The organism is Hoeflea sp. (assembly GCF_039975035.1).
Taxonomy (GTDB): Bacteria; Pseudomonadota; Alphaproteobacteria; order Rhizobiales; family Rhizobiaceae; genus Hoeflea.
The window spans coordinates 1-21,116 of the sequence record NZ_JBDWHW010000220.1 but is presented as its reverse complement, the minus strand read 5'-3'; the positions used below and the strand labels follow the sequence as shown (position 1 = coordinate 21,116).

Below are 21,116 nucleotides of genomic sequence, written 5' to 3'. Positions count from 1 at the left end.
GAATGCAGGCAGCCCGACACGGGTGTCGGCGCCTCCATGGCATTGGGCAACCAGAAATGCAGCGGGAACTGGGCTGATTTGGAAAACGCCCCGCCAAGCACCAACAGCAGCGCCATGAGATAGAACGGGCTGTTGCGCAATTCATCGCCGAGAATCAGCAGCAACGAAATCTGGCTGACGCCAGTGATGTTCCAGATCACCAGAAGACCGGCGAGCAATGCCAGGCCGCCGCCGCCTGTCACCACCAGCGCCTGGAACGCGGCACGGCGCGAAGCTTCGCGGGTATGGTCGAAGCCGATCAGCAGGAAGGAGGTGATCGAGGTCAGTTCCCAATAGACAAACAGCATCAGGAAACTGTCGGAGATAACGACGCCGAGCATCGACCCCATGAACAACAGCATGAAAGAGAAGAACCGGCCCAGTTGGTCATGGCCTTTGAGATAGCCGCCGGAATAGAGCATGATCAGCGCGCCGATGCCCGAAATCAGCAGCACAAATGTCAGCGACAGGCCATCAATCAGCCAGGAGAAACTGACATTGAAGGACGGCACCCATTTGAAGCCGCCGGTGACGATGCCGCCATTGGCTATCTCTGTCGAAAATCCAAGGAAATGGACGAAAATCGCAACCGGTGCCAAGGCCAGCAGCCAGGCGGCATTGTGACCAAGACGACGGGTCAGCCATGGGGCTATCAGTGCTGCCAGAAATGGCAACATCAAGACAATAAAAGTCGCGCCTGGCGCGGATGCGCTCATAAAAAGTCCCCGGGAGTTTCCCTCTGGTATCCGCTTGTTGCGGTTTTGTATTCGTCACTTAGACATCACAAAGGTCAAGAACAAGGCAGCGCGTTCATATTTGCTGGAAAATCTCCGGTGCAATTTGCCGCATCTTGTATCTGACCCGCCGCTATCCTTTGCAGCCGCGCCACAGTGATGGCACTTGAGTCCATCATGGCCTGTGCTCTACCTCATCGGCCGGAAAAGACCACTCCGCCCGCCGCAACCGACAGGCTGCAGTCAAGAAGGAATGGCCTGTCCGCGCCCGAAACTGCCTGTTGCCATGGCTTCGACTTCGGCGTTGGTCCGCAAGTGTACGTGTGATACATTTTTGTTGCAGATTGCATCCGTGCAGGAGAACCGTCGATGACGAGAAATGAAGGAGGGTGCCTTTGTGGCCGCATTCGCTACGCAACCCTGGCCGCGCCAACTCACGTGACCATCTGTCATTGCCGGTTCTGCCAGAGGGCAACCGGCTCGGCTTACATGGTCGAGCCGATCTTCGGCATTGATGACTTCAGCCTTCTTGCGGGATCGCCCAAGGTTTTCGATCAGGTCTCCGGGGGATCGGGGAAAACCGTGCATGTCCATTTTTGCAGTGACTGCGGCACCAAGCTCTGGCTGAGCTTCGAGCGTTTTGCCGGCGCAATCGGCATCTATGCCGGAACGTATGACGAGCCGTGCTGGTTTTCGGTCGATCCGGCTTCGTCAAAGCACATCTTCCTGAACGTTGCGCGATCCGACACCATCATCCCTGCGGGCATTCCGACCTATTGTGAGCACGCCCGTTCCAATGAGGGAACGGCACAGCCGGAAACGGTTTTCGAAACACATCACAAAATCGCAACATGAGCGATGCGACGACGGATCGCGCTCATCCGGGATGGCGCAAATAATAGGTCAGTATTGTTGACACAAAATCAGGTTCGTGATCAATCTTGCTTCCTGATCTCCACTGACGCAGGTTTGTTGCGCGCAAACGGGCCCAACCGGGCCAAACGACCCTGTATCAACCTGGATCGCCACGACACCACACCGCGTTCGACCAAATGTCGCGACGCTCGCCGGGAGGAAAGCATGTCCACGCAGATGCAACAGGATTCGGCGACCGCCGGCGGCATATCGGCAGCCCACGGCCTCGACTGGCCGGCGTTTTTCGCCACCCGGGCGGAGCGGATGAAGGCGTCGGAAATCCGCGAACTGCTGAAGCTGCTTGACCAGCCGGACGTGATCTCGTTTGCCGGCGGCATTCCCGACCCGGCGCTGTTTCCGGCCGAAGCTTTTGGCGCGGCGCTGACGGCGGCGCTGAGCGGCGCGAGCCGGGGCGCTGCGCTGCAATACTCGGTCAGCGAAGGCTACAGGCCGTTGCGCGACTGGCTGGTCAGCCGCATGGCCTCGCTCGGGGTCGAGTGCAGCGCCGACAACATCATGATCACCTCGGGCTCGCAGCAGGCGCTGGATTATCTCGGCAAACTGTTTTTGTCGAAGGGGGACACCGCGCTGGTCGGCTGGCCGACCTATCTCGGCGCGCTGCAGGCGTTCAACGCCTATGAGCCGAACTATGACCGCCTCACCCCGCTGGGCAACCGCTCGGCGGATGATTTTCGCGAGACCGCAACGGCAAAGGGCCCCGGGGGCGGAAAGGTGAAATTCGCCTATGCCTCGGCCGATTTCGCCAACCCCACCGGCGAGACGCTGGCCGCCTCGGCACGGCAGAACATTCTCGATCTTGCCAGCGAACTCGACATCGCGGTGATCGAGGACGCGGCCTACCAGTCGCTGCGCTACGACGGGGACGAGGTCCCTCCGCTGCTGGCGCTCGACATTGCCCGCAACGGCTCAATCGAGAACACCCGCACCATCTATTGCGGCAGCTTCTCCAAGACGCTGGCGCCGGGCTTGCGCGTCGGCTGGGTCTGCGCCGCGAAGCCGGTGATTTCCAAACTGGTGCTGATCAAGCAGGCCGCCGATCTGCATTCGGCGACGCTCAACCAGATGGCGATCCACACCGTTGCGTCAAACGGCTTCGAGGCCCAGGTGGCGAAGATCAAGGCAACCTACCACAAGCGCCGTGACGCAATGCTGGCAGCGCTTGGCAGCTACATGCCCGAAGGCGTGAGCTGGACCAAACCCGATGGCGGCATGTTCGTCTGGGTCACCCTGCCCGAGGGGTTTGACGGCGCGGCGCTGTTGGCCGAAAGCCTGAAAACCGAACGCGTCGCCTTCGTTCCCGGCAAGGCGTTTTTCGCCGACGGCTCCGGCGCCAACACGCTCCGGCTGTCATTCTCGTGTGCAAACGAGGCAATGATCGAGGAAGGCATCAAGCGGCTGGGACGCGTGGTTCGGGGCGGTTAGCTATCCCTAACTCCAAACGGTTCCGAATTGTTCGCAGAGCCAGCCCGCCAGTTGATCGCGGTTCCGGGCTAAGCGGTGTGTGCGCGCCAATCCCACGGCGTAAAAGCCGGTCGCCGATTTGGTCTCGTCGCGCCAGACAACCTTGAGATCGCCTGCCTCGATATCCGGCTTGACCAGGGTTTCCGCCGCGATTGCCACACCGCGGCCGGCGCGGGCCGCTCCGATGGCCAGCGCTGTCTGGTTAAAGCGGGAGACGCGGGCCGCGGGTCCTTTGATTTCGTCGCTGCCGAGCAGGCGAAGCCAGTGGCGGTGGCCATCCTCGAGCAGCCGGTGCGCCCGGAACCGCTCCAGTTCATCGGTTGGCGGCGCGGTTTCAAGATAGGCAGGGCTGGCGACGGCGACCAGATCGAGCGGCGCAAGCAGCACCGATCTTAGGTCCGCAGTAAAGGGCGGAGCCGCCTGACGCACCACAAGGTCAACGCCGTCCGCGCCGAAATCCGCCAGCTTTTCGGACGCCAGCACCTGCAGGTCGACCTCTGGATAGCGGGCTTCAAAATCGATGAGCCGCGGCATCAGCCACATTGAGGCAAATGACGGCGGCACGGAGAGCACGACGCTGCGGCTTTGAGGCGCCAGCCGGGCGGTGGCCTGTTCAATGCGGGTCAGTGCGGCGTGAATTTCGTTGAAATAGGCCGCGCCCTTTTCGGTCAGTTCCAGCCCGCGTGGTTTGCGGACAAACAGTTTCTGGCCAAGCGAGGTTTCGAGCTTGCGCACCTGCTGGGCGACAGCGCCCTGGGTCAGGTTCAGCTCCTCAGCGGCAAGGCGGAAATTGAGTTGACGCGCGGCGCATTCAAAGGCACGCACGCCATTGAGATTGGGCAGACGCATGGCGCGCTCCGTATGACAGTAGATTTTCTACAGTCTGGGCGAGAAAACATGATTGGTCAATCACTCGTCCGCCCGGTACCACAAGGACAGGTTTTCAAGGAGAGACATCATGAGCGATCACAAGGTTGCATTGATCACCGCCGGCGGCAGCGGCATGGGCGCGGACGCGGCACGCAGGCTCGCGGCTGACGGTTTCAAGGTGGCCATCCTGTCCTCGTCGGGCAAGGGAGAGGCGCTGGCCGAGGAACTGGGCGGCATCGGCCATACCGGCTCCAATCTCGATGCGGAGGCGCTTGCGGGTTTTGTCGACAAGGCGGTCAAGGCCTGGGGGCGCGTTGACGTGCTGGTCAATTCCGCCGGTCACGGACCGAAGGGCGACATTCTGAGCATCAGCGATGACGACTGGCACAAGGGCATGGATGTCTACCTGATGAACGTGATCCGTCCGACACGGCTGGTCACGCCGCACATGGAAGCCCAAGGCGGCGGCACGATCCTCAACATCTCGACCTTTGCCGCGTTCGAACCTGATCCGCTGTTTCCCACCTCGGGTGTGTTCCGCGCGGGTCTGGCGAGCTTTACCAAGCTTTTCACCGACCGCTATGCGGCCAAGAACATCCGCATGAACAATGTGCTGCCGGGTTTCATCGACTCGCTGCCTGAAACCGAAGACCGCAAGGCGCGGATCCCGATGGGCCGCTATGGCCATGCCCGCGAAGTCTCCTCGCTGATTTCCTATCTGGCGTCCGACGATGCGGCCTACATCACCGGCCAGAACCTGCGCATCGACGGTGGCCTCACCCGCTCGGTATAAGGACACACAACCATGACGACAGCAGTTGTTTCACATGTTTCCAGCGACCGGATCGCCTTTGCGGTCAAATGGGCGGCGTCGATCGTTCAGATTCTGGGCTACACGGCGACCGGTTTCGGCTGGACGCCGTGGAACCTCTATCTGTTCGTCGTCGGCGTTTTCGGCTGGTTCGCGGTCGGTGTGCTGTGGAACGACAAGGCGATCATGCTGATCCACATCGTGGCGCTGGCGGCGATGGTGGCGGGCATGAGTGCGGGGTGAGGCTTGCCAGCCTCGCCCCTACCCTTTCAGCGGATAAGGCCCACCGGGGAGCCGCCAGATGCGGCGGCTGGCACGGTGCGGACCGGTTTTGGCATCACGCCATTGAACATCAGCATGGCGATGCGGCTGCGCATGAAGAGCAGATGGATGCCATAGGCAATCACACCGGCCGCGGGAGCGATGATGGCGAACTCGACAACCGGTGGCAGGTTGATCAACAGGAACACAGTTGCCAGCACATAGATCACCGGATGGTGAAACAGGTAGATGGTGAAAGAGGCATCGACCAGTCTGCGGATACGGCCGTCGGGGTGGCTGAAATGGCGCCGCGCCAGACCGGAGATGAAACCGACGATCATCAGCGCACCGAATATCCCCGCCATCACCGCAAGCGTGTGGGTGAAAAGCCCGGCATAGGAGATCTGCGAAAATGTCACCAGGCCGACGCCCGCGGCAAGAGTGGCGACGCCGGGCCGGAGCAGTAGATCGTGCACCGTCCGGCTGTAGAACAACACCACGCCGAAACCGAAATAGGGTGCGTAAAGATTATAATTGATGACGGCGTTGCCGTAATAGGGACTGGCTGTGGTGATCGCCGTCTGGGCCTGGGCGGCCAACTGGCAGATCGCGGCAAAAGCCGAGAGTGACAGGATACGGTTGTCGCCGACCCATCCGACCAGTCCGTTGACACGTTGGCGCAACCTCGCCCCGCCGATGAGGCCATGCAGCCCCGCCAGCGCCACGCAATAGGCGATCAGCGCCCACAGGAACCACAGATGCGAGATCCAGGGCTCGCCGAAATGGGTGAGCTGGGCGACGATGTGCGCCTGAAGTTCGGGCACTGGCAACGCGCCGGTGAGGGTGAGCGCCACCGACTGCACAACGATCTGGAACGGCAAGATCAGCAGTGTTGCACACAACAGCGGCAGGCCGAGGCGGACCAGACGACTTGCGAGCCACGCGCGCGCGCCTTGCCGCTCAAGCAGCATGATCGAGAACATGCCGGCCAGAATGAAGAACCCCGGCATGCGGAAAGTGTGGAGGAAATCGGCTAACCAGGTGAGCACCTGGCTCTTGTCGGGAGAACTCACCGACCATTCATGGGTCAGCGAATAGATCACGGCGGCATGAAACGGAATGCCAAGCACCAGATAGAGCGCCCGGGAAAAATCCCAGTAGTGCAGACGATCCTGCTTTTGGCCGACCCCGGTGCTCATGGCATATTCCCAAATTGCGTTCGTCTGAAAATTCCTGTTCGCAGACTATGCCAGGAAGCCTTAAATCCGGGTTGTCATGAGCATGGTGATTTGTTTCAAATTGTTTCTGTTAACGGATGTCGCGCTGCGAATGGGACCTGCCCGGCCATGGCCGGGGTTTATCGCGGAGGGCATTATCCCGTTTCGGCATACCCCGGACACAAAAAGCCAGCCGACGCTAAGCGCCGGCTGGCATGACTGAATCGTCACAGGCAGATGTTAGTTGCCGGAAGCGGTCTTGCAACGGCTGGCGACCATGTCAGAGAATTCAACCTTGGCTTCCTGGGCCTTGGTGCAGGCGTCCTTAAGAGCAGTCTGCTGTTCCGGCGTGGCACCATCCCAGCGAGCCTGGAAGTCCGCGTCGTCGCGGTCCATGCCCTTTTCATCCATCATCATGTCCCACACAGCGGTGTCGCCGTCGGCGTAGGCGTCAAGTTCAGTGCGGGTGTTGTTGGCATTTGTCTGAGCCATTGCACCGGCGGCAAAGAACATTGTCATGGCGGTAGCAGCAAGAATCTTTTTCATTTTTAACTCCTCAAGCAAGGCGTGAGCCTCTGGTTGTTGATTACGGAGATAGAATGCCTGGCGACGGAATTGGTTCCGGTCTTCAGCCAATTATTGTTCGATAATTTTACCAGTGGGTACGGCGGTCACGCCACAAACCATCGAGCTGACCACTGGGTGGACCACCACGCGGAGATGACAAAAGGCCGGGGATTGCGCCCCGGCCTTGTCGTTTCAAATTTATGCGAAAAGGATCAGTTCTTGGCCTTGTCGACCAGGGCGTTGCCCTTGATCCATGGCATCATGCCGCGCAGCTTTTCGCCGACTTCCTCGATCTGGTGACGGTCGTTCATGCGGCGGATGCCCTTGAAGCGGGCTGCGCCACCCTTGTATTCCTGCAACCACTCGGAGGTGAACTTGCCGGTCTGGATGTCGGTGAGAACGCGCTTCATTTCGGCCTTGGTCTCGGCGGTGATGATGCGCGGGCCGGAAACATATTCGCCCCATTCAGCGGTGTTTGAGATCGAGTAGTTCATGTTGGCGATGCCGCCTTCGTAGATCAGGTCGACGATCAGCTTGACCTCGTGAAGGCACTCAAAATAGGCCATTTCCGGTGCGTAACCGGCTTCGACCAGCGTTTCGAAACCGGCGCGGATCAGTTCGACCAGACCGCCGCACAAAACCACCTGCTCGCCGAACAAGTCGGTTTCGCACTCTTCGCGGAAGTTGGTTTCGATGATGCCCGAACGGCCGCCGCCAACGCCGCAGGCGTAGCTGAGAGCCAGATCGTGGGCGTTGCCCGATGCATCATGATGAATGGCGATCAGGCACGGCACGCCGCCGCCCTTCTGGTATTCGCCGCGCACGGTGTGGCCGGGGCCCTTGGGCGCAATCATCACCACGTCGACAGTGGACTTTGGTTCGATCAGGCCGAAATGGACGTTGAGACCGTGAGCGAAGGCAATCGCCGCGCCATCGCGGATGTTGGCTTCGATGTGGTCTTTGTAGATGTCGGCCTGCAGCTCGTCCGGGGTCGCCATCATCATCAGGTCGGCCCATGCGGCGGCATCGGCGACGCTCATCACCTTGAAGCCGTCGGCTTCGGCCTTCTTGGCGGTTGCCGAGCCTTCGCGCAGCGCCACGGCGACATTGGTAGCGCCCGAATCCTTGAGGTTGAGCGCATGCGCCCGGCCTTGGGACCCGTAACCGATGATGGCCACTTTCTTCGACTTGATCAGATTGAGATCGGCGTCGCGATCATAATATACGCGCATGAGACACTCCCGTTGGTTGGCGTTTATTGTCGTTGTGTCAGCGCCAGGCCCATCGCCCGCCGCCGTATTCACGTTTGCTACCCCTGCCCGTAGAGGCTGAGGAATTTTGTCACCGCCCGAGCGGAGATGGTGTTGATTTCGGCTTCATCCGGCTGGCTGCCCTCCCCCAGAAGCAACCGGATCTGCGTATCCGCAACGACCAGCCCGAAAAAGCTGCGAAAGCCGTCGGCCACGTCAGCGAACGCCAGCAGTCCTGCGTCCCTGCCCGCTTCGAGCAGCGGTTCGATGCGCTGTTTCATCGCAAACGGCCCGTTGGTCAAGACGATTTCGCCAAGCCGGCTCTTGTCTGATCCGGCATGGGAGACGGCGGCGCGGTTGAGCGCGATCGAAAGCTCGCCGGTGATCACGGTGAGCCAGCTTCTGGCAAAGCCGGTGAGCGCCACCTCAAGGCCTTCGCGCGTCAGCCGGTCGCTCGGCAATTTCGGCATCCGCACCTTGGAGGCATGCCAGCGCACGGTGGCGGTGAGCAGCCCGTCGCGGTCGCCAAACCACTTGTAAAGCGTCTCCTTGGAGCAGCTCGCGGCGCGGGCCACAGCGGCGACGGAAAACCCGTCGCCCTCGGCCACCATTAGCTTGAGCACCGCATCAAGCACTTCCCTCTGACGCTCGGACAGCTCCTCGCCCGCTGATGCGCCAAAGGCGGCATCGGCGGGCGCAGCGGTCTGCTTGGGAGCAGTCTCGGAAGCCAGAATCATGTTCATGAACGGCATGTACCGTACCGTACGGTACTGTGTCAAGGCGAAACGAAACCAACCGTAAAGTTCCGCTTTCTTCCAGCTACTCGCCGCCCTTGTTCCAGTCCGCGCGAGCATCGAGAACGCGCATGTCAATGCGGTTTTTTCTGACATCGAAGAGAGATGAGAACGGTGCCTCGAACACGCGATACTCTTGCGCAGCGTCGAGCTTGTCCGGCGGATACCCGGTATAGCATTTCGTTTTCGGCAGCTTTTAAGTTGCTGATCCCGACTGTTCAGCGCGCCGCAACCGGCGCAGTCGACCGATTTCAAAGCCGGCGACTGGCTCACTTCTGCAAACGGCAGCGCACCATTCTGGTTGCGGACTTGTCGGGCGCGGTGCCCAGATACAGCGTTTCGCTGTTGAGCATCTGCACCGAGTATGACTGCTTTACGGTGGTCTTTTTCCTTGCCTTGCAGGTGGCGTCGAAGCGCGCGGATGTCTCGCCCGGCGTGCCGGGCTCGAAGGTGCAGGTTCCGCTCGACCGGCGAATGCTGTCGGGGGTGATGACCGCAAACCCTTCAAAGGCGGTCTGGTCCATCATCGCGCATTTGTCGCCATCGGTGGCCCAGACGCCGACATAGCCCAGACGGCTTTGATTGCGGTCATGGGTCAGGGCGGCAATCGTGTCATCGCGCAACAGGCTTTGCGGCGGCAGCACGGCATCGAGATCGACGGCGGGGGGCCTCGAGGCGGAGCCGGACGAGGGCTGCGAAACACAGCCCGCCAGCGCCAGAGGCAAGAGCATCACCAGCAGGTTGATTTTGAGCCGACTCATCGTGTCTCCTGTCACAGCACCGCCGCTTTCTGGCCGAGCAGCGTGACAATTTCAAGCGTGATAGCGCGTGACGGATTGTCCGCCATCCGCCCTCGCCCACCGACTACCCGGACACCAGATACCCTTGGTTGCCAACTCCAACTCCTCGCAACCTTGTGGTACACTCCCTGATGCAGAATGTTTCATGGACGCAATCGCGGAGGATCCGACATGCCGCTTCGCTTATGCTCTTACAATCTGGAATGGTTCGATAACCTCTTTGACCATCGCAACCAGATGCTGACCGACACGAAATCCGTGACACGACTTGAAGCCGTCGCCGGCGTGATCAAGCAAATCGACGCGGACCTGACCGGTATCGTCGAAGCACCGGGCACCACCGCCTCGACAGGCAAGAGCACGGTGGCCTGCCTTGAGAGTTTTGCGGCACATCACGGCTTGCGCCAGAGCAAGGCGATGATCGGATTTACCTCGCGCGGACGCCAGGAAATCGCCGTGCTCTACGACCCGGCCAGGGTGAGCGTCGACCATGATCCGGGCGGCAAGACTTCAAGCACCAAAAACCCGCCTTTCAACAAGCCTTTCGAATTCGACAGTGATGAAGACGGTGTTCGCGAGATCTACGCGCACTACCGGCCACCACTCGAAGCCAGGGTAACCCGGCTCGACACCGGCGCGAGCTTTCACCTGGCGGTGGTGCACGCCAAGTCAAAAGGCATTTTCTCAAAGAACGACCTGATCCACTACCAGCGCGAAGAGATGCGCAACCGGCGCAAGCTGTTCGCCGAATGCTCGCATATCCGCCTGCGTATCGATGACTGGCTCGATGACGCACGTTCGGTCGTCATCATGGGCGACATCAATGACGGGCCGGGAATGGACGCCGTCGAATTCCGCTTCGCCCGCTCGGCGGTGGAAACCGTTATGGGCCACGTGTTCAACCCGGAGAAGATCGTCAAGAGCTGGGGCGGAAAACCGAAATGGGGGAATTTCGGCTTCGAGCCGTCATCGGCGCGCTTCACCGACCGGTTCACCGAAGACCCGGTCAACGTGCTGATCGACCACGTTCTGGTTTCGCTCGACCTCAAGGTCGCGGGCGCGGATCCGCATCTTGTGTGGAACCCCTACCAGCTCGACGCCGCCACACCGCACAAGAAAATGCTGCGTGCGGCATCCGACCATTTCCCGGTCACGCTCGATCTGGCCTGAGTCCGCCAGCGCTGAAGCTGCCCCCCTTGCCGGTCAGCCGCGGCTGATGGAGGCAGGTCGGAGCGAAACACGCTTCAGCCGCAAGCCCGGATGAAACGCCGCACGGTTTCGGCCATGCCGTATTCCAGCGCGTCTGCGGTCAGGCCATGGCCAATCGAGACTTCGACAAGATTGGGCAGCGCCCGGGCGAGCGCCGGCAGATTTTCGACCGTGAGGTCATGACCGGCATTGACGCCGAGCCCCAGTTCGGCGGCGATCCTGCCGGATTGCTCAAGTTTTTCAAGCTCGGCTGCGGCGCGAACCGGATCGTCAAAGGTCCCGCCATAGGGACCGGTGTAGAATTCCACCCGGTCCGCACCGGTGGCCTTGGCAGCCTCAAGGCTTGCACGGTCGGCGTCGGGATCGCAAAACAGCGATACCCGGGCGCCATTCTTCTTCAGCCGTTGCACCACGGCGCGCAGGAAATTGCCCTGCCCCGCGAAATCCCAGCCATGATCTGATGTCGCCTGTGACGGATCATCGGGAACAAGCGTGACCTGTTCGGGCGCATTGGCCTCCACCAGATCGAGAAAATCATCGGTCGGATAGCCTTCGATGTTGAATTCGGCCTGAGGAAATTCATCATCGATCAGCGCCCGGATGCCGGGAAGATCGGAAAAGCGGATGTGGCGCTGATCCGGTCTGGGGTGAACCGTCAGCCCGTGGGCGCCGTTCAACAGCGCGATGCGTCCCAGGCCGGTGACGCTGGGCCAGGGCAAATCGCGCCGGTTGCGCAGCATGGCGATGGCGTTGAGGTTGACGGAAAGCTCGGCGGGCATGGCGGCCTCATGGATGAAGACAACGGACAGAGCCTGCGGCCCTCAGGATTTCCTAAAGCATTGGCTGAAGATGTGAAGTGAATTTCGGGAAAGCGACCATTCCGGTTTTGAATGAATCAAACCCAAACCCGCGACATTGGCCGCCCCGACCCCGGCTGTTCAGAACTTGCCGCGGCGCAGACGTGCCGAGTAATCCTGTATCTGCGCGTCGTAGGACTGGATCATCCGGCGCTGGCGCTTCTTGCCGATTCTGAGCGCACCCCAGAAAAACAGCACTGCAGCGATCCCGATCAACGCGAAGATCGGACCGCCCAGTTCACTCGGATCGGAAGATCCGAAGGCTTGCTTGAGCAGGCGGTCAAAATCCAGAGCGTGGGCCGGCGCTGCGGCCAGAAAACCGCTCCCCAGACCGGTGATTGCTGCCAGATAGCGCATGTGGATCTTCCTCGTCGTCATCATTCTGACTGACACTACCCCGACATCGTTAAGAATTAGACCCATTCCCGAACCGAACTGTCAGAAAAATTTGGCCAGCCGGCAATTTTTCGGGTTCACGCGAAAGCGGTTTGTTAGGGATCCGTCAATAAACTCGGGTTGTCTTCAGAACCGGCGTTCCTATTCTCGCCGGTACGTTTTGGCTCGAAACGGGATGCCCCCCGCGTATGTCGAGCCTGAACAGGTCAACAGGCGATCGAATTGCCGCTGCGCAACAGCAAAACCAGCGCAACGTCAAAGGTTGCCCCGGAAACCAAGCAAAGGCTCGATCCAACTTGCCATTTCACCCCCTGCCTGCGCATGAAACCGAACGCGTTGCCAAGTTGCGAAGCTACAGGATTCTCGACAGCATGCCGGAAGAATCCTACGACAGGATTGCACGGCTGGCTGCGCAAATGTTCGATGTCTCGGTCGCTGTTGTTTCGCTGATCGAGGACAAGCGGCAATGGTTCAAGGCGCAGGTCGGCGCCAGCACTACCGAAGTCGAAAGACGGTTTACGTTCTGCAGCCATGTGATTTGCCAGGATGACGTCTTCGTTGTCGAGGACGCACTGGAAGATGAACGTTTCGCCGACAATCCGTTTGTGACCAACGAACCCTACCTGCGATTTTATGCCGGGGCTCCCCTGCGCGCCAGCGGCGGCCACAACCTGGGCACGGTGGCCATCATCGACAGCAAACCGCGCAGCTTCAGCGAGGCCGACAGGCGATCACTCGCCGATCTGGCCGCGATGGTCATCGACGCGCTTGAAATGCGCCTGGTGATCAACCGCGCGGATGCGGCGGAACGCCGTTTTGTAGACGCAATGGAGAGCCTGCCCAACGGTTTCGTACTTTACGACAAGGACGATCGGCTGGTCTATTGCAACGAGCGTTACCGCGAGATCTACGCGGAAAGCGCCGCATTCATCGTTCCCGGCGCGGATTTTGAAGATATAATCCGCAAGGGTGTTGAAAATGGCCAACATCCCGAAGCCATCGGCGACGAAGAAGCCTGGATCGACAAGCGTCTGGATCTGCATCTCAACCCTGCCGGGCCGATTGAACAGCAACTTCCAGGGGACAAATGGCTCAGGGTTGAAGAGCGCAGGACCAGCGAAGGTGGCATTGTCGGCTTCCGCTTTGATGTGACAACACTCAAGCGGCAGGAGCGGGAGCTGGCCCGGCTGGCCTGGACGGACAGCCTGACCGACGCCATGAACAGACACCGTTTCATGGAACTTTCGAGTAACGAGATCGACAAGGCGCGCCGACACGGCGGCAATTTGTCGTTGCTTCTACTGGACGTGGACCACTTCAAAAAGGTCAACGACCGCAACGGGCATGCCGCTGGTGATCTGGTTCTCAAGCAACTGGTGGAACGCTGGAAAGGCGTGATACGCTCGCACGACGTGATCGGCCGCATCGGCGGCGAGGAATTCGGCGTTCTTTTGCCCGAAACCGATGCTCAGGGAGCAATCCGCAACGCCGAGAAACTTCGCGCCACGATAGCCGAGCTGCCATTTGCCTATGAAGGCCAGTTGCTGCGCATCACCATCAGCGTCGGTGTGGCGACATTTGCACCGGGCGACGATCTGGCCGCACTGATACGCCGGGCCGACGATGCGTTGTATGAGGCAAAGCATGCGGGGCGGGACAGATGCATGGTAGGCACAGGCTGAACGCTGCGGCGGCGGGCGACATACTTTCCCTGTTCGGTATCGCCCGTGGGCTTCATCGGGCAGGCTGCTCCGCGATCACACGCTGATTGCCCGGTCCGGCCGGCATTGTTCCGTTGCGGTGCGGCGGGCAGCAGCTTGCGCGCAAACTGCAAGCGCCGCGCGTCCGGATGACAGCGCGGCGCTTGAGTTTTCAGTCCTTGCAATCCGGCATAGGTCAGGCAGCCCTGTTGGTGCCGGACCATGATGCCATGACCTGAGTGGTCTGGCCGGAAAGGGTGAAGCGCCCGGCCAGATCCGTGAGGGTCTGGTTGATGCCCAGCAGGTTCTGCGTCGCCGCATTGGTTTGTTCGACCATTGCCGCGTTCTGCTGGGTGATGTGGTCCATCGAAGTGACCGCCGTGTTGATCTCGGCGATTCCGGCTGCCTGTTCCTGCGCCGATTGCGTGATCGAGGCAAAATGCTCGCTGATAACGTGCACCTGACCGCCAATGCTGCTCAGCGCTTCGCCGGTCTTGTTGACCAACGCCACGCCGGTGAGGACGTCGCTGAACGAGGCTTCGATCAATTCCTTGATCTCCTTGGCGGCGGAGGCCGAGCGCTGGGCGAGTTCGCGAACTTCCTGGGCGACCACCGCAAAGCCCCTGCCCGCCTCGCCGGCGCGCGCCGCCTCGACACCGGCATTGAGCGCCAGCAGGTTGGTCTGGAACGAGATCTCGTCGATCACCGAGATAATCTGGGTGATCTTCTTGGAGGATTGCTCGATCTTGCCCATTGCCGCTATTGCCTCGGTGACCGTTTCGCCCGATTGCGCCGCCTGCCCGGAAGTCTCGTCGACCACCTGGCGGGCTTCATTGGTGCGTAGGGCCGATTGCTTCGAGATCGTGGAAATCTCCTCGATCGCCGCGGCTGTTTGCTCGAGCGCCGCCGCCTGCTGCTCGGTTCGCCGCGCCATGTCATCGGTGGCGCCGGAGAGTTCGCGGGTGTCGGCGTTCGATTGCCGGATCGAAGCCATGATCTCGACGAAGGCTTCGTTCAACTTGCCGACAGAGGCATTGAAATTGGCCTTGAGCTGATCGAAATCTGCGGCGAGTGGCTCGTTGATGGTGGAGCCGAGATCGCCGTCGGACAATCCGGCAAGAGCGCGGTCAAGCGCCCGCAGCGCCATATCCTGCTCGGCTTTCAACCGCGCATTTTCGGCTTCCATCTTGGCGCGCTCATTGCTTTGGGCATCAAGGTAGACCGAGATGGCGTAATCCATATCGATCAGCGCCGCCTTGACGACGGACGCCACGCCAAAACTGGTCTTGCGGGCTTTTTTGCCCATGCCCAATCCGGTGATTTCGGTCTGGATGATGGCGGTGATCAGTTCCTCGAGAATCAGCGAATAGCCGCCGATGTACCATTTTGGTTCAAGTCCCAGTTTCGCATGGACCTTGCCGATCCGCGTCACGCCGTCAATGTAATCCCGGTCGAACTTGCCGGAGGCTATCAGCCCCCAGTGATCCATCTGCTTTTGTTTGGCGTGTTCAATATGGGATTCGTCACGGAAATGCCGCGCGGTTTCAGGGTTGGACGTGACCTGGCTATAAAGCCTGTCCAGCGCAGGCCCCACGGAACGTTCGATCTGGGGCTGGAGAGCTTGGAGGGCTTGCAGGTGCTGTTCGCCCATTCCCACAAACTTGAGCTTTTCCATGATTTCGCGCGTGTCGGAGTTGTCCTGATGCATGTCTATTTCCTGAACTTACGTCGAGAGGGATCGCGTGCGATACGCGATTGTCCCGGCTTGCAAAATGGCGTTGTTCGTCTCGCAAGCACCCTCAAATGGCGCGCCTAATATATTGTAAACCATCATTGGTGATTTGTTGTACTTGATGGCGATTGATGCAAATTATCTTTCATCTTACAGGCTTGAAGCAGGTGCGGGTTGCGCTGCTGTCATCAATTCCGGAGTACCGTGCGGTGGTTTCGCTCCGGCGCCTTATGTCCACCCCGGCGGCATCGCGCAGGGTTATTCCTCGATGCCATATCGACCGAGATCCACTTTTAATATCAATGGCTTGACTAGATTTCGTATGTTTCATGTCTGGAGAGCTGTTGTTTAAACGGCGGCTGAAATGCCCGCGAAAATCGCCAGCAGTTCGAGTTGCCGGAAGAGCAAAACCAGCGCCGCATTGCCGGCCCAGGCCACGGTCAAGAACCGTGCCAGTTGCGCCCAGAAGCTGCCCGACACCACAGAGCAACGCCATATCGAGATCAGGATCCAGGCCGTATAGAGGCCGAAAACGACGAGCAGCAATTGTTCCGCAATGACCAGCCGCAGATAGACCATCCGGGCGTAAAACAGCATCAGGACGGAGCTGGTCAGCACACCGTAAAACCAGAAGACGGTGGCAAGCCCGGCATTGCCGTGCCAGGCGTCGATTTCCGGCGCGAATGTCCGTGCAAGAGCAAGACGAAGCGAACTTTGCCGCTGCAGTTGATGTTTCATCCGCCTGAACCTTCCGCAGGCATTCCGGTAGCCGGCACCGTTTTCACGCAGGCTTCGGCGCGGCAAACAGCCTTGCCAGATAGGCGCTGAAGGTCAAGGCCCAGGCCGCCAGCGCAATCCAGGAAAACACCGTCGGCAGCATTTCCAGGAAGTCGAAACCCAGCGCCCGCGCCATCTGAAAGGTGCTGACCGCATACATGCCGAGCGGGAACACCGCTCCCCAATAGAGCGGATCATAAGTCAGCGGAAAGCGCTTGTAGACATGGCGCCAGATGCCGAGAATGACCAGCATCGGAATCCACCAGGTGCCGGTGGCCCAGTAGAACACCGTGAACCCCTTCATGAACGGCACGATGGAATGGAGGAAAGGTGCATCCTCGGAGTTGATGATCAGCAGCGATCCGGCCAGCGTCGAGATCGCCATCGCCCCCATGTTGATCCAGTAGGGCGGCGACAGATCACCCGGCGAGAACCGGAAAAACGTGTAACGGTAGAAGATCAGCGACATCATCCAGATGTAGAGCATGCCGCCCCACAGCCACATCGACAGCGCCAGGAAATTCAGGTCAAGCCGGTAGGGCTGTTCGATTTCGGCGGCCAGCAGGGAGGAAAGCACGGCGATCGACTGGGTCGCCACCACCGCCAGCAGCCAGGCGCCGCTGATGCCCTGATTGAGCGCGGGCTTGTTTTCCTTGATCGTGAAGGCGGTGAAGATTGTGTAGGTCAAGCCGAACCAGAGGATCACGGCGATCAGCCAAAGTACGAACCCTATGACCATATTGCCGCCCAGGATGATGAATTCACTGCCGAGAATGCTCGACGCCGCCACCATAGTGAAAAAACCCGGGCCGCGCAGATGGTCGATCATGTCGGCGAAGAAGCGGTCGCGGTGACGCGCAATGCGCAGAACCGTCAACGTCCACAAGACCAGGTAGGCCGCCAGGGCAATCGCAAACAGCCCCCACGCCACCACCGGCAGGCCGATCCAGATGGTCGCGAGCGAGACGATGCCGGTCGCCATGACCATGCCGAAATAGGCCGGCGACAGCATTTCGAGATCCGGGTGCCGCAAGCGCTCAAGAGCCGACGAGACATACGGGTGGCCAGGCTCGACAGACATGGCTTCACTCCATCATTGCACTAGGACGTCATTGTATGCTGCCATGCCAGTGACACCGCAAGAGGCGGCGTCTTGCCGCTGCGGAGCTTGTCCGCACCGCCTTGCAGGCCATGCAACGGGCCGGAACCGTGCCCTGAAATCGGCTTTGAACACGATTTTAGCTAGACATATCAATGGCCCACCTCTGGCATAGATCACAAAGCCCGGCGGCGGACCAGGGCGAGATCGGCAACATCCGGGATTATGAGCAGATGAGGCTGATTGACGCGCCTGAACGCTCCACGGCAGGAAATCGGGGCCGGGCAGCATCAAGCCGGACCGAAGATGCCATCAATCCGGCAAACATGACGGGCCCTTGCAGCGGCGCTTGCCTTCAAACCCGGGGCGCCTGGCGCGGCGCCAAATCCGTTTGACCTCATGCCCGTGGGGTATCGTTCAAACGAGCCCGTTCGAGCGCGATCTGCATTAAAGACTCATCGCCAGCACGCGGCTGATTTCGGTCAGCGAGCGGCCCGATTGCTCCATCCAGACGTTGAAGGCGGCCTGCACATCGGACATCGCCTTTCTGGACGTTGCCGGCTTGTCGATGACACCCTCGGCAATCAACCGATCATTGACGCTTTGCGACAGGATGAAACTGTCCTTGCCCATCGACCTTAGGCAATATTGTGCGGTGGCGCCGCCAAGCCGGCTGCCGCGTTTCCTGAAGAGTTCAAGAAGGCCGATGAAATCGGTTGACGGCCAGCTTGCGACCGCTTTGCCGGCACTTCCGTATTCCGCAGCAAGGGCCTGAACAAACGCCGCATTTTCCTGCACAGATTTAATCTTGGCGCCGTTGCGGATGATCCGTTTGTCCGACACCAGTCTTTCGAAATCCTCGTCGCTGAGCATGGCGCATCTGCCGATGTCGAAGCCGTCAAACGCCGTCTCGAAGCCCGGCCACATGCTTTCGACAACTTTCCAGTTGAACCCCGCCTGAAACACACACCGGGTCATCGCCGCAAGCCAGCGGTCGTCCGCAATGGTTGCCAGCTCACTGGCCGGTTTCGGTGGTGACAACATGGCGTTGAGCGCTTCGGCGCCGCCCTTGCGGTCCGCTGCAATAGCAAAAATCTGGTCAAATGAACGCATGAATTGCTCCGAAAAGTCCTGTGCGCGGCCACATGTTAGCCGAGCCATGGCAGGATTGCGAGACCAGCGGCTCCGATCTGCGCGAGGCGACAGCGAAGCTGCGGCAGTTCAGGCAGGCCTGATCGCCAGCAGATCATGTGGGTTGCACCACGTTTGCTGGTGCGGGCGCGGGTCGGCACCTCAGTGACCGCAAAACCTGCCTGTTTCAGCCGCCGGGTGAAGGCGGGATCGGGCGCAGAGGACCAGACCGAAAAGACGCCGCCGGGAGCCAGTGCGCGAAATGCAGCGGCAAGCCCCTGCGCCGAATAGAGTGCATCATTGCCTTGGCGGGTGAGCCCTTCCGGACCGTTGTCGACATCGAGCAGGATGGCGTCCCAAGTGCCTGCAGCACCGCGGATCAGTTCGCCGACATCCGCTTCATGCAGGCTGACGCGGGGATCATCGAGACAGTTGTCAAACACCAAGGCCATCGGACCTTTCGCCCATTCGATGACCTGCGGCACCAGTTCGGCAACGGTGATGCGGGCATCGTCCTTCAGGGATCTGAGCGCGGCGCGCAGAGTAAATCCCATGCCGAGACCGCCGATCAGCATGCGGGGCTGCCCCCTGCCCTCGAGCCTTTCCACGGACAGACCGGCCAGCGCCTCCTCCGACCCGCTCAAGCGGCTGTTCATCAGTTCGTTGGAGCCGAGCATTATCGAGAATTCGGCGCCGCGGCGCATCAGTTTGAGCGCAACGCCATCTTCAAGCGTGGCGGCGTCGAGCCGTTCCCAGGGGATCATGGTCGTCCTTTCGCGGGCAGTGCTTTTGCGTAGACGCCGTCAGATGGCCGGAAAAGCACCGGCTGGCAAGGGTGGATGAGCCCGGAAGGTGGGGGCGAGCCTTAGCGGTCACGCGCGTCGAAGACCCGGCGCGCTGCCTCGACCTCGGGCATCTGCTCCATGGTCCAGGCATAGAGCGCCTTGAATGGCGGCTGCAGCGTCCGTCCAAGCGGGGTGATTTCATATTCGACTCCCACCGGCGAGGTCGGCAGCACCCGCCGCTCGACCAGACCGTTGCGTTCAAGCCGTCTGAGACACTCGGTCAGCGCTTTCTGGGTGATGCCTTCAAGATGCCGCTTGATGGCGTTGAAGCGCATCGGCCCGGCATCAAGAACCGTCAGCACCATCATCGACCATTTGCCGGCAATCTGATCGAACAGCTCGCGGCTGGGACAGGTGGCCGAAAAGCTCTGGCAGGTTTTCGCATCCATCGTGGTTTCCTCAAATATACCTAGTCAATTCAAAGTGCGGTCTTGATCGTAGGTATAAACTATATACCTGAGAGGCTCTCAAGAAAAGGACTTACCTGATCATGCCAGCATCCCCCAATACCGACAGCCTGTTCCAGCCGTTCGAGCTGAAATCCCTGAACCTGAAGAATCGCATCGTCATGGCGCCGATGACCAGGAATTTTTCGCCCGGCGGAATTCCCGGCTCCAATGTCGCCGATTATTACCGCCGCCGCGCCGAGAGCGATGTCGGGCTGATCCTGTCCGAAGGCACGGTGATCGACAGGCCGGCTTCGCGCAACGAGGCCGGCATTCCGTTCTTTCACGGCGACCAGCCACTGGCCGGCTGGGCCAATGTGATTGAGGCGGTGCATGGTGCCGGCGGCAAGATGGGACCGCAGATCTGGCATACCGGCGCGACACGCGGCATGAGCGGATGGACGCCGGAAGCCCCGGTCGAAAGCCCCTCCGGCCTGAACGGTCCCGGCGATCCCAATGGCGTTGCCATGACCGAGGAAGACATCGCCGACACGATTTCGGCCTTCGCCAGCGCCGCCGCCGATGCAAAGCGCCTCGGCTTCGATGTGGTCGAACTGCATGGCGCCCATGGCTATCTGATCGACCAGTTCTTCTGGGAGGGCAGCAACCAGCGCACCGACCGTTATGGCGGCGCGACGCTCAAGCAACGCGCCCGTTTCGCCGCCGAAGTGGTGGCCGCCACGCGGGCAGCACTCGGCCCCGATCTGCCGCTGATCCTTCGCCTAAGCCAGTGGAAGCAGCAGGACTACAAGGCCAGACTCGCCACCACGCCGGACGAGATGGCCGACTGGTTGCTGCCGCTGAAGGAGGCCGGTGTTGACATTTTCCATTGCTCGCAGCGGCGGTTCTGGGAACCGGAATTCCCGGAAATTGACGGCGCAGAAGGCCTCAACTTTGCCGGCTGGGCCAAAAAGCTGACGGGCGCCACAACCATTTCGGTCGGCTCCGTCGGCCTGTCGGGCGAATTCCTGGCGGCTTTCGGCGGCCAGTCATCCTCTCCGGTCAACCTGGACGGACTGGTGCGGCGCATGGAGGCCGAGGAATTCGACCTGATCGCCATCGGTCGCGCCATCCTGGGCGACCCGCACTGGGTGACCAGAATCAAGACCGGAGACACCGAAAAGCTCAAATCGTTCGACCCGGCCTCGCTCGCCGAACTGGTCTGACATCAGCGCCGCCGGAAC

22 protein-coding genes are annotated in these 21,116 nt (G+C 60.4%); 7 read left to right on the top strand and 15 right to left on the bottom strand.

The features are described from left to right. Positions 1-755 (bottom strand): proton-conducting transporter membrane subunit (locus ABJN75_RS19395; protein WP_348441240.1); only part of this gene is annotated, 755 nt, incomplete at its 3' end. A 387-nt stretch (positions 756-1,142) separates the two neighbouring features. On the opposite strand from ABJN75_RS19395, the gene ABJN75_RS19390 reads away from it, so the two are divergent. After that, positions 1,143-1,628 (top strand): GFA family protein, encoded by a 486-nt coding sequence (locus tag ABJN75_RS19390; protein WP_348441239.1) that lies wholly within the window; start codon positions 1,143-1,145, stop codon positions 1,626-1,628. A 225-nt stretch (positions 1,629-1,853) separates the two neighbouring features. After that, a complete protein-coding gene (locus ABJN75_RS19385; RefSeq protein ID WP_348441238.1) occupies positions 1,854-3,131 on the top strand; it encodes a PLP-dependent aminotransferase family protein in 1,278 nt (425 codons plus the stop codon). A gap of 6 nt (positions 3,132-3,137) precedes the next feature. Here the strand turns inward: ABJN75_RS19385 and ABJN75_RS19380 are convergent, their stop codons facing one another. Then, positions 3,138-4,019, bottom strand: coding sequence for a LysR substrate-binding domain-containing protein (locus tag ABJN75_RS19380; protein WP_348441237.1), 882 nt, complete (start codon positions 4,017-4,019; stop codon positions 3,138-3,140). 109 nt (positions 4,020-4,128) lie between these two features. Here ABJN75_RS19380 and ABJN75_RS19375 point away from each other — a divergent pair, with 109 nt between their 5' ends. Together ABJN75_RS19375 and ABJN75_RS19370 are read left to right on the top strand one after the other, a co-directional pair. Continuing rightward, positions 4,129-4,833 (top strand): SDR family oxidoreductase, encoded by a 705-nt coding sequence (locus ABJN75_RS19375; protein ID WP_348441236.1) that lies wholly within the window; start codon positions 4,129-4,131, stop codon positions 4,831-4,833. Between the two features lie 12 nt (positions 4,834-4,845). Beyond that, entirely contained in the window at positions 4,846-5,094 is a 249-nt protein-coding gene (locus tag ABJN75_RS19370; protein WP_348441235.1) for a DUF6552 family protein, read from the top strand. A 26-nt stretch (positions 5,095-5,120) separates the two neighbouring features. Here ABJN75_RS19370 and ABJN75_RS19365 read toward each other — a convergent pair whose 3' ends face one another. The 5 genes from ABJN75_RS19365 to ABJN75_RS19345 all read right to left on the bottom strand — a co-directional run bounded on the left by ABJN75_RS19365 (position 5,121) and on the right by ABJN75_RS19345 (position 9,701). Continuing rightward, the gene (locus ABJN75_RS19365) at positions 5,121-6,311 is read right to left on the bottom strand and encodes an acyltransferase family protein (RefSeq protein ID WP_348441234.1); all 1,191 of its coding nucleotides are present in this window, start codon (positions 6,309-6,311) and stop codon (positions 5,121-5,123) included. 258 nt (positions 6,312-6,569) lie between these two features. Then, complete coding sequence (locus ABJN75_RS19360) at positions 6,570-6,875, bottom strand: hypothetical protein (protein ID WP_348441233.1); 306 nt, start codon at positions 6,873-6,875, stop codon at positions 6,570-6,572. A 233-nt stretch (positions 6,876-7,108) separates the two neighbouring features. Then, complete coding sequence (ilvC, locus tag ABJN75_RS19355; RefSeq protein ID WP_348441232.1) at positions 7,109-8,128, bottom strand: ketol-acid reductoisomerase; 1,020 nt, start codon at positions 8,126-8,128, stop codon at positions 7,109-7,111. Between the two features lie 77 nt (positions 8,129-8,205). Beyond that, positions 8,206-8,889: a TetR/AcrR family transcriptional regulator C-terminal domain-containing protein gene (locus ABJN75_RS19350; RefSeq protein ID WP_348441231.1), complete on the bottom strand. Its 684-nt coding sequence runs from the start codon at positions 8,887-8,889 to the stop codon at positions 8,206-8,208. A 320-nt stretch (positions 8,890-9,209) separates the two neighbouring features. Beyond that, complete coding sequence (locus tag ABJN75_RS19345) at positions 9,210-9,701, bottom strand: hypothetical protein (RefSeq protein WP_348441230.1); 492 nt, start codon at positions 9,699-9,701, stop codon at positions 9,210-9,212. Positions 9,702-9,911: 210 nt separating this feature from the next. Between ABJN75_RS19345 and ABJN75_RS19340 the strand changes: the two genes are divergently transcribed. Next, a complete protein-coding gene (locus ABJN75_RS19340) occupies positions 9,912-10,910 on the top strand; it encodes a hypothetical protein (protein WP_348441229.1) in 999 nt (332 codons plus the stop codon). 74 nt (positions 10,911-10,984) lie between these two features. Here ABJN75_RS19340 and ABJN75_RS19335 read toward each other — a convergent pair whose 3' ends face one another. Beyond that, the gene (locus ABJN75_RS19335) at positions 10,985-11,728 is read right to left on the bottom strand and encodes a pyridoxine 5'-phosphate synthase (RefSeq protein ID WP_348441228.1); all 744 of its coding nucleotides are present in this window, start codon (positions 11,726-11,728) and stop codon (positions 10,985-10,987) included. A 159-nt stretch (positions 11,729-11,887) separates the two neighbouring features. Further along, on the bottom strand, positions 11,888-12,163 hold the full coding sequence (locus ABJN75_RS19330; RefSeq protein ID WP_348441227.1) for a hypothetical protein: 276 nt from the start codon (positions 12,161-12,163) through the stop codon (positions 11,888-11,890). 410 nt (positions 12,164-12,573) lie between these two features. Here ABJN75_RS19330 and ABJN75_RS19325 point away from each other — a divergent pair, with 410 nt between their 5' ends. After that, a complete protein-coding gene (locus ABJN75_RS19325; RefSeq protein WP_348441226.1) occupies positions 12,574-13,884 on the top strand; it encodes a diguanylate cyclase in 1,311 nt (436 codons plus the stop codon). Between the two features lie 214 nt (positions 13,885-14,098). Here ABJN75_RS19325 and ABJN75_RS19320 read toward each other — a convergent pair whose 3' ends face one another. The 6 genes from ABJN75_RS19320 to ABJN75_RS19295 all read right to left on the bottom strand — a co-directional run bounded on the left by ABJN75_RS19320 (position 14,099) and on the right by ABJN75_RS19295 (position 19,875). Continuing rightward, complete coding sequence (locus tag ABJN75_RS19320) at positions 14,099-15,610, bottom strand: globin-coupled sensor protein (protein WP_348441225.1); 1,512 nt, start codon at positions 15,608-15,610, stop codon at positions 14,099-14,101. 372 nt (positions 15,611-15,982) lie between these two features. Further along, positions 15,983-16,372, bottom strand: coding sequence for a hypothetical protein (locus ABJN75_RS19315; protein WP_348441224.1), 390 nt, complete (start codon positions 16,370-16,372; stop codon positions 15,983-15,985). A 43-nt stretch (positions 16,373-16,415) separates the two neighbouring features. Continuing rightward, positions 16,416-17,492: a tellurite resistance/C4-dicarboxylate transporter family protein gene (locus ABJN75_RS19310; protein WP_348441223.1), complete on the bottom strand. Its 1,077-nt coding sequence runs from the start codon at positions 17,490-17,492 to the stop codon at positions 16,416-16,418. Positions 17,493-17,957: 465 nt separating this feature from the next. After that, the gene (locus ABJN75_RS19305) at positions 17,958-18,623 is read right to left on the bottom strand and encodes a DNA-3-methyladenine glycosylase I (protein ID WP_348441222.1); all 666 of its coding nucleotides are present in this window, start codon (positions 18,621-18,623) and stop codon (positions 17,958-17,960) included. Between the two features lie 35 nt (positions 18,624-18,658). Further along, positions 18,659-19,405: a spermidine synthase gene (locus ABJN75_RS19300; RefSeq protein WP_348441221.1), complete on the bottom strand. Its 747-nt coding sequence runs from the start codon at positions 19,403-19,405 to the stop codon at positions 18,659-18,661. Positions 19,406-19,506: 101 nt separating this feature from the next. Beyond that, positions 19,507-19,875, bottom strand: a complete 369-nt coding sequence (locus ABJN75_RS19295) for a helix-turn-helix domain-containing protein (RefSeq protein WP_348441220.1) — start codon at positions 19,873-19,875, stop codon at positions 19,507-19,509. 101 nt (positions 19,876-19,976) lie between these two features. On the opposite strand from ABJN75_RS19295, the gene ABJN75_RS19290 reads away from it, so the two are divergent. Further along, positions 19,977-21,098, top strand: a complete 1,122-nt coding sequence (locus ABJN75_RS19290; RefSeq protein WP_348441219.1) for an NADH:flavin oxidoreductase — start codon at positions 19,977-19,979, stop codon at positions 21,096-21,098. Positions 21,099-21,116: the final 18 nt, after the last annotated feature.

Bases quoted from the DNA above. Each gene is read 5' to 3' on its own strand.
- ABJN75_RS19390 (WP_348441239.1), top strand. From the start codon at position 1,143: ATGACGAGAAATGAAGGAGGGTGCCTTTGTGGCCGCATTCGCTACGCA.
- ABJN75_RS19385 (WP_348441238.1), top strand. From the start codon at position 1,854: ATGTCCACGCAGATGCAACAGGATTCGGCGACCGCCGGCGGCATATCG.
- ABJN75_RS19380 (WP_348441237.1), bottom strand. From the start codon at position 4,019: ATGCGTCTGCCCAATCTCAATGGCGTGCGTGCCTTTGAATGCGCCGCG.
- ABJN75_RS19375 (WP_348441236.1), top strand. From the start codon at position 4,129: ATGAGCGATCACAAGGTTGCATTGATCACCGCCGGCGGCAGCGGCATG.
- ABJN75_RS19370 (WP_348441235.1), top strand. From the start codon at position 4,846: ATGACGACAGCAGTTGTTTCACATGTTTCCAGCGACCGGATCGCCTTT.
- ABJN75_RS19365 (WP_348441234.1), bottom strand. From the start codon at position 6,311: ATGAGCACCGGGGTCGGCCAAAAGCAGGATCGTCTGCACTACTGGGAT.
- ABJN75_RS19360 (WP_348441233.1), bottom strand. From the start codon at position 6,875: ATGAAAAAGATTCTTGCTGCTACCGCCATGACAATGTTCTTTGCCGCC.
- ilvC (WP_348441232.1), bottom strand. From the start codon at position 8,128: ATGCGCGTATATTATGATCGCGACGCCGATCTCAATCTGATCAAGTCG.
- ABJN75_RS19350 (WP_348441231.1), bottom strand. From the start codon at position 8,889: ATGAACATGATTCTGGCTTCCGAGACTGCTCCCAAGCAGACCGCTGCG.
- ABJN75_RS19345 (WP_348441230.1), bottom strand. From the start codon at position 9,701: ATGAGTCGGCTCAAAATCAACCTGCTGGTGATGCTCTTGCCTCTGGCG.
- ABJN75_RS19340 (WP_348441229.1), top strand. From the start codon at position 9,912: ATGCCGCTTCGCTTATGCTCTTACAATCTGGAATGGTTCGATAACCTC.
- ABJN75_RS19335 (WP_348441228.1), bottom strand. From the start codon at position 11,728: ATGCCCGCCGAGCTTTCCGTCAACCTCAACGCCATCGCCATGCTGCGC.
- ABJN75_RS19330 (WP_348441227.1), bottom strand. From the start codon at position 12,163: ATGCGCTATCTGGCAGCAATCACCGGTCTGGGGAGCGGTTTTCTGGCC.
- ABJN75_RS19325 (WP_348441226.1), top strand. From the start codon at position 12,574: ATGCCGGAAGAATCCTACGACAGGATTGCACGGCTGGCTGCGCAAATG.
- ABJN75_RS19320 (WP_348441225.1), bottom strand. From the start codon at position 15,610: ATGCATCAGGACAACTCCGACACGCGCGAAATCATGGAAAAGCTCAAG.
- ABJN75_RS19315 (WP_348441224.1), bottom strand. From the start codon at position 16,372: ATGAAACATCAACTGCAGCGGCAAAGTTCGCTTCGTCTTGCTCTTGCA.
- ABJN75_RS19310 (WP_348441223.1), bottom strand. From the start codon at position 17,492: ATGTCTGTCGAGCCTGGCCACCCGTATGTCTCGTCGGCTCTTGAGCGC.
- ABJN75_RS19305 (WP_348441222.1), bottom strand. From the start codon at position 18,623: ATGCGTTCATTTGACCAGATTTTTGCTATTGCAGCGGACCGCAAGGGC.
- ABJN75_RS19300 (WP_348441221.1), bottom strand. From the start codon at position 19,405: ATGATCCCCTGGGAACGGCTCGACGCCGCCACGCTTGAAGATGGCGTT.
- ABJN75_RS19295 (WP_348441220.1), bottom strand. From the start codon at position 19,875: ATGGATGCGAAAACCTGCCAGAGCTTTTCGGCCACCTGTCCCAGCCGC.
- ABJN75_RS19290 (WP_348441219.1), top strand. From the start codon at position 19,977: ATGCCAGCATCCCCCAATACCGACAGCCTGTTCCAGCCGTTCGAGCTG.